This window comes from Telmatospirillum sp. J64-1, from assembly GCF_006980715.1.
In the GTDB taxonomy this organism is placed as follows: Bacteria; Pseudomonadota; Alphaproteobacteria; order Rhodospirillales; family Magnetospirillaceae; genus Oleiliquidispirillum; species Oleiliquidispirillum nitrogeniifigens.
Genome location: NZ_SBHN01000052.1, coordinates 1 through 5,074, shown reverse-complemented (window position 1 = coordinate 5,074; position 5,074 = coordinate 1). Strand labels below are relative to the sequence as shown.

The 5,074-nt window shown below is 57.4% G+C and carries 8 protein-coding genes, 1 tRNA gene and 1 rRNA gene; 5 read left to right on the top strand and 5 right to left on the bottom strand.

All coding sequences use genetic code 11. From position 1 onward, the window contains the following. Positions 1–1,101: pyocin knob domain-containing protein (locus EPD66_RS24225; RefSeq protein WP_221931098.1), on the top strand; the 1,101-nt coding region annotated here is incomplete at its 5' end. After that, complete coding sequence (locus tag EPD66_RS23415; protein ID WP_185961596.1) at positions 1,098–1,676, top strand: DUF4376 domain-containing protein; 579 nt, start codon at positions 1,098–1,100, stop codon at positions 1,674–1,676. The genes EPD66_RS24225 and EPD66_RS23415, both read left to right, overlap by 4 nt. Here the strand turns inward: EPD66_RS23415 and EPD66_RS23410 are convergent. Next, positions 1,673–2,104 (bottom strand): hypothetical protein, encoded by a 432-nt coding sequence (locus tag EPD66_RS23410; RefSeq protein ID WP_142850980.1) that lies wholly within the window; start codon positions 2,102–2,104, stop codon positions 1,673–1,675. The genes EPD66_RS23415 and EPD66_RS23410 overlap by 4 nt on opposite strands. A gap of 153 nt (positions 2,105–2,257) precedes the next feature. Between EPD66_RS23410 and EPD66_RS24870 the strand changes: the two genes are divergently transcribed. Both EPD66_RS24870 and EPD66_RS23400 read left to right on the top strand, forming a co-directional pair. Further along, positions 2,258–2,479, top strand: coding sequence for a Com family DNA-binding transcriptional regulator (locus tag EPD66_RS24870; protein WP_142850979.1), 222 nt, complete (start codon positions 2,258–2,260; stop codon positions 2,477–2,479). After that, complete coding sequence (locus tag EPD66_RS23400) at positions 2,418–3,152, top strand: hypothetical protein (protein ID WP_221931100.1); 735 nt, start codon at positions 2,418–2,420, stop codon at positions 3,150–3,152. The genes EPD66_RS24870 and EPD66_RS23400 overlap by 62 nt, the downstream gene beginning before the upstream one ends. 67 nt (positions 3,153–3,219) lie before the next feature. Here EPD66_RS23400 and EPD66_RS23395 read toward each other — a convergent pair whose 3' ends face one another. Both EPD66_RS23395 and EPD66_RS23390 read right to left on the bottom strand, forming a co-directional pair. Beyond that, positions 3,220–3,516 carry a hypothetical protein gene (locus EPD66_RS23395; protein WP_142850978.1) on the bottom strand — a complete coding sequence of 99 codons (297 nt, stop codon included), beginning with the start codon at positions 3,514–3,516 and terminating at the stop codon, positions 3,220–3,222. Next, on the bottom strand, positions 3,513–3,764 hold the full coding sequence (locus tag EPD66_RS23390) for a hypothetical protein (protein WP_142850977.1): 252 nt from the start codon (positions 3,762–3,764) through the stop codon (positions 3,513–3,515). The genes EPD66_RS23395 and EPD66_RS23390 overlap by 4 nt, the downstream gene beginning before the upstream one ends. Before the next feature lie 146 nt (positions 3,765–3,910). On the opposite strand from EPD66_RS23390, the gene EPD66_RS23385 reads away from it, so the two are divergent. After that, positions 3,911–4,741, top strand: a complete 831-nt coding sequence (locus EPD66_RS23385) for a hypothetical protein (protein ID WP_142850976.1) — start codon at positions 3,911–3,913, stop codon at positions 4,739–4,741. 81 nt (positions 4,742–4,822) lie between these two features. On the opposite strand, the gene EPD66_RS23380 is transcribed toward EPD66_RS23385, so the two are convergent. Further along, a tRNA-Met gene (locus EPD66_RS23380) sits at positions 4,823–4,899 on the bottom strand. 66 nt (positions 4,900–4,965) lie between these two features. Further along, positions 4,966–5,074, bottom strand: a 5S ribosomal RNA gene (gene rrf, locus EPD66_RS23375); the annotation flags it as partial.

Below are 5,074 nucleotides of genomic sequence, written 5' to 3'. Positions count from 1 at the left end.
CCCGGCACCCTGACGGCCGCCACCACCAATGCGGCGTCTGCCGAAAGTCACACCCACAATATCGACATCGCCACCCAGGCCGAGGCCGAGGCGGGGACGAACACGACCAAATTAATGACGCCCCAGCGCGTGGCGCAGCATCTAGCAGCTAGACTGGAGAGCGCTCTTCCTGGCCGCCTCGGCGTTAGGGCATTTGACATTACCGACTGGAACAATGCCCTAGAGAACGGCTGGTATATGGCCTCTGGTGCTGCCAATGCCCCTCCTGGCGAAACGGGTTCGGGTGCGTGGTGGATGGGCTTTGTTGAAAGGCATAATGAACTTTATGTAACTCAAACTGTGCATGCCTTTTCTGGAAATTCTGGACCAAACAACACCATGGTTTGGAGGAGGCGTAGGTTTAACGGTACTTGGTCTGATTGGTACAAACTCCAATGGTCACAGCAAGAACAAGATGCGCGATACGCCCTCAAGACTGACATGGCGACCGCCGGTCTGGCGGTAGCACAAACGGCTTTGTTCTCAGGTGACCCTAACACCTTAACTGTTTCTGGCATGTATTACGTGCGTTCGCATGCCGATCTTCCCGTTGCAGCGGATGGGTTCCTTCTGGTTGAAGCAAGCTCTTCAAATCAGACGCATAAGCAGACGTTCACTCCGGCAGTAACCAATCGTACATTTATCCGTCGAAGGTACGCAGGTGTATGGTCTTCTTGGTCGGAAAACATCACCACCGGCAACATCGGCAATTACGCCAACTTCACAAAGTCCTTCCGGCTTCCGGATCAAACCTATGTGGCCTGGGGTAGCGTCACGGCGAACCACGGCCTGGGAGCGATCCCCAAGCTGGTCGTGTGGAAGATGCGATGCGTCACGGCGGAACTGACTTATTCAGTTGGCGACGAAATCTACTGGTTCCCGATGGTCCTTCCTGATTGGAGCAACCCATACTCTGGCGGGACATGCTGGGCTACGGCTACCCAGCTTGGATTCCGTTTCTCGGATCGGGCACCGTGGATCGTCCAGAAAACCGCCACCTCGAACCTCAAAACGATGATTACCCCCGACAATTGGCGCTTCTACGCGGAGGCTTACGTATGACCACGCAATCCGATGAACCCGAAGTCATTGATGGCGAGGCGGAAGACCAGAGCGAGGCCGCCCCGACCAATCGCTACTTCGTGGATGCCGAGGGGCGCTATCTTGGCGCTTTCGTCGGGCTGGAGCCGGACGTGGAGGGCGCGGTAGAAGTGCCGGAGCCCCCGACGCATGCTGACCAGATCTACGATGGGGCATCGAAATCATGGGTCGAACCCTCCCCGACAACTGAAGAGCTTCTTGCCTACCTAGCCGAGCGCCGCTGGCAGGCCGAAGTCGGCGGGACCCTCTGGGGCGGCTGGCATTTGCGCACCGATGAAGCCAGCCAAGCAAAATACTTGGCTGAACTGCAGGCCATAGCCCTGGGCATCCGCAGCGCCGACGAACTGTGGAAATTTCCCCACGGTTTCGAGCCGATCAGCAATGCGCAGATGCAGGCGATGGCCATCCAGGCCCGCCAGCATGTCCTTCAATGCTTCGCCCTTGAGGCGCAGCTTGCCGGGGCGATCAAGGCAGGCACCATCACCACCCTAGCTGAGATCGACGAGGCTTTCGCCGCCTTGTCAGATGGGAATTAGCGTGGAAGCTCCGCATACATGGCGATGGAGAAAGACAGGACGCCGCCCCCTACAAGGCAGGCCAAGGAGAATAAGCCAAAGATGATGGCCCCTGACCGCCATTTCATTCCTTTGGAACCCCATTCTCTTGCTTTGTCCTCTGCTTTGTCCTCTGAACCCGCAGCACCCGCAGCACCCGCAGCAGCGGATCGCGTTAAGAGCCCTTGAGAGAAGTAGGAACAGAACGAGCAAACAAGGGCAAAAACAAAGCCCGATGCGAAGACAGCAGCGGCATCAACATAACGATGAAGATCATTCCCACCTTTCAGAGCAAACAGCGCAGTTACACCACCGCCATTACCAGCGAGCAACCCCTGAATGGTTACGACGCCATACTGGATCGTGGCGGCGAAGCTCGCGACCTGTGCCTCTTTGTTGTGGGTCGACATCTTTCCCCTCCGCTCGCTAGTCGGCCGGCGGGGGGGCTGGGCGCGCCAACGCCCAGAACCGCGAGAAAGGACCTCGCATGACAAGAACCGGCCGGATATCCGGTCATCCCCGCACCCGTGCACCGGGCGGGGCGAGTGTAGGCACTACCACTTATGGAGTCCATCCGCTGCGGCAGCTGCCGCAAGCTTTTAGCAAAGGCTGTTTACCGCACTATCGAGATCAAATGCCCGCGTTGCGGGGCGATCAATCACCTGAGGGCTGCGAGCCCCGCATCCGAACGCCCAAGAGCGTCACATCCTATGGAGGACGCTCTTGGGCAATCGGAAGCCCCATCATCCACCCATTCCCGGTATCATCCGCCGTCCGGAAAATGAATATCCAGGATACATCTACGGAAGCCTTGGTTTGGCCGGGTTCGGCTGTAGGGACTTTTACCTCGCTACGATCCCCCGCGCTCAGGCGGTGGAAATCATCCTGGCACACCATTACTCCCGCCGGATCGTCAACAACTCCTATATTCACCTTGGCGTCTTTCTGGAGGGCGAACTGATGGGCGTGCTGCAATTCGGTTATGCGCTCAATCCCGCTGCCGCCAGCAAGGTCGTAGCCAACACCGGCAACACCGAATACCTCGAACTCAACCGGATGTGGCTGGATGACCGCGCCCCCCGGAATAGCGAAAGCCGTGCGATTAGCTACGCCCTCAAGTTCATCAAGCGGGCGTGCCCCTCTGTCCGCTGGGTACAATCCTATGCGGATGAACGCTGCGGCCGCTGGGGCGTCGTCTATCAGGCTGCGAACTTCCTTTTTCTCGGCAGCCACTGGACGCCATTCTATGAATTGGATGGGGAGACCTATCATAAGCTCCTCCTGACGGCTCATAAGAAAGGCGGTCAGCGGGGAGAGCATCTGAGGCAGAACTTGCACCGGGCGACGAAGCGCCGCCTGCGGCAGTTCCGCTACATTTTCTTTTTGAAGCCGGCATACAAACGGGACTTAAGGATGCGCCCCAGGCCTTACCCAAAGCCCCCGGCCGATAATCTCTAAACCTCATAACAAGAGCCCGCCTTGTGGGGCGGGCTCTGGCTCTTTGACATCGTGCATATTTGGATAGTCACAGAGGGATGGCGGCCAGTGCTACTCCGCCACTCCACTGCCGGGCCTCTGCCGCCCATCGCAGCCCCTCTGCCGTAGTCGGCTTCCTGGCCACCATTCTTTTCATCTCTTCCTGGAGATCGATCTTCGGTGGGGTGTGGTCATTATCTGCGTGTCGGTCGGCCAGTAACTTGATCATCGGCGCAGAGTTGCGCACGGCTGCCATCGGGTCCTTGGCAAGGATCAAGGCAAAGGGTTCGCCCCGGTGATCGACGGCATAGAGCTTCAGCTCCTCGCGAAAGTCCCCCTTGCTCATGCTTCCCTCTCCGGCACGCGACCGAGGCGGGCGAGATAGATGGGCTCGTCATACTCGCCCAACTCGCTATCAGCCGATTGTTCGACCACGTCGACACCCACGATGCCCTGCATCTCAAGGAGCCGATCCGCCCGGCGCAGGGCTGCGTCCTTGGTTGAGGGTGTAATCGCCACTCCGGGCTTTAGCTTCTCAGTCTTGCCCATCTCCAGGAGATAGGGCTGGCAGATATAGAGGGTCTTCCTGGCCATGGCGAAGCTCCGCAACAGATCAAGATGTTCCCTTAATGTTCTACTGCGTGCGGGGCGTCAAGAGGGCAGCGGCGGCGGCACAAAAATGCCGTTAGAAGAGGGCTTCAAACCCCTGTTCTAACGGCTCCAAGAGAGTCCAAAATCAAGTGTCGGTCAGTCCAAAATTAGCCGCCGCGCTACACATTTCTATAAAGCCGGAGGGGCTGGAGATCGCGGCAGACATCTTTTACATGAAACTTCACGCAGTGAAATATAGTGGCGGCGAGGTCACTGACAAACTAGCGGCAATCGGTCAGAGTTTGCTTGAGCAAAGGATATATTCGGGATTACAGGACCACATCGACTACAAATGGGCGAAGATTGCAGAAGTATGCTTAGCGAGCTCAAAAGCCGTCAAAAGTGCAGAACGCATCTGCTCAAAATTTCTGCTGGCTTTGTCAAACGGCGCGCCCGGCTATCACTATGGTCAGTTCCTCCACAGCCTGTTTAAGGTGCAGCCGGAAGTCGCCCTCACAAACATTCTTGCAGCAGCGCCTACCAGCATGATCCGACGGCAGCTCACCGAAGACCTGTACACTTGCCCTCACCCGCTCGCCCCAGTGCCGCTGAACGTTTTGGTCGCTTGGGCTAGCAGAGAGCCGGAAGAACGCTTCGACGTTTTAGCGGAAACGATACCCCTTTTCGAGGGTGGAGATGACGAAGGCCATGAGGCACTATCGCCCCTCGCTATTGCCCTTCTAGAGGCTGCCCCCGACAAAGAAGCCATATTAGGCCACTACGGGCAGCGGTTACACCCTTCCAGTTGGTCCGGCTCTCTGGCCGATATTCTTGAGAAACGCCGGAAAGCAGTCCTGGTGCTTGCTAATCACCCCGATCAGAAGATTGCGAATTGGACCATATCCCAAGCAGAGAAAATGGCTGTTTGGGCTGAATCTGATCGTGCTCGAAAGAGAAACGTCGATATGAGTTTCGAGTAATCAGGCCCCCGCTCTCCCCTTGCCTCCCTTTCCGATAATACAAAAAGCCCAGCCTTTTTGAGGCTGGGCTTTTTGTGTATTTGGTTGCGGGGGCAGGATTTGAACCTGCGACCTTCAGGTTATGAGCCTGACGAGCTACCGGGCTGCTCCACCCCGCGGTGATGTGTGGGCGCTGGGGGTGCGCCGTGATCGTGATTAGGTTTTTCTTTTTGCACGTTTGGAAGACCTGGCGGCGACCTACTCTCCCGCGTCTTAAGACGCAGTACCATCGGCGCTGAGGGTTTTCACGGTCGAGTTCGGGATGGGATCGGGTGTAGGCCCCTCGCCATGACC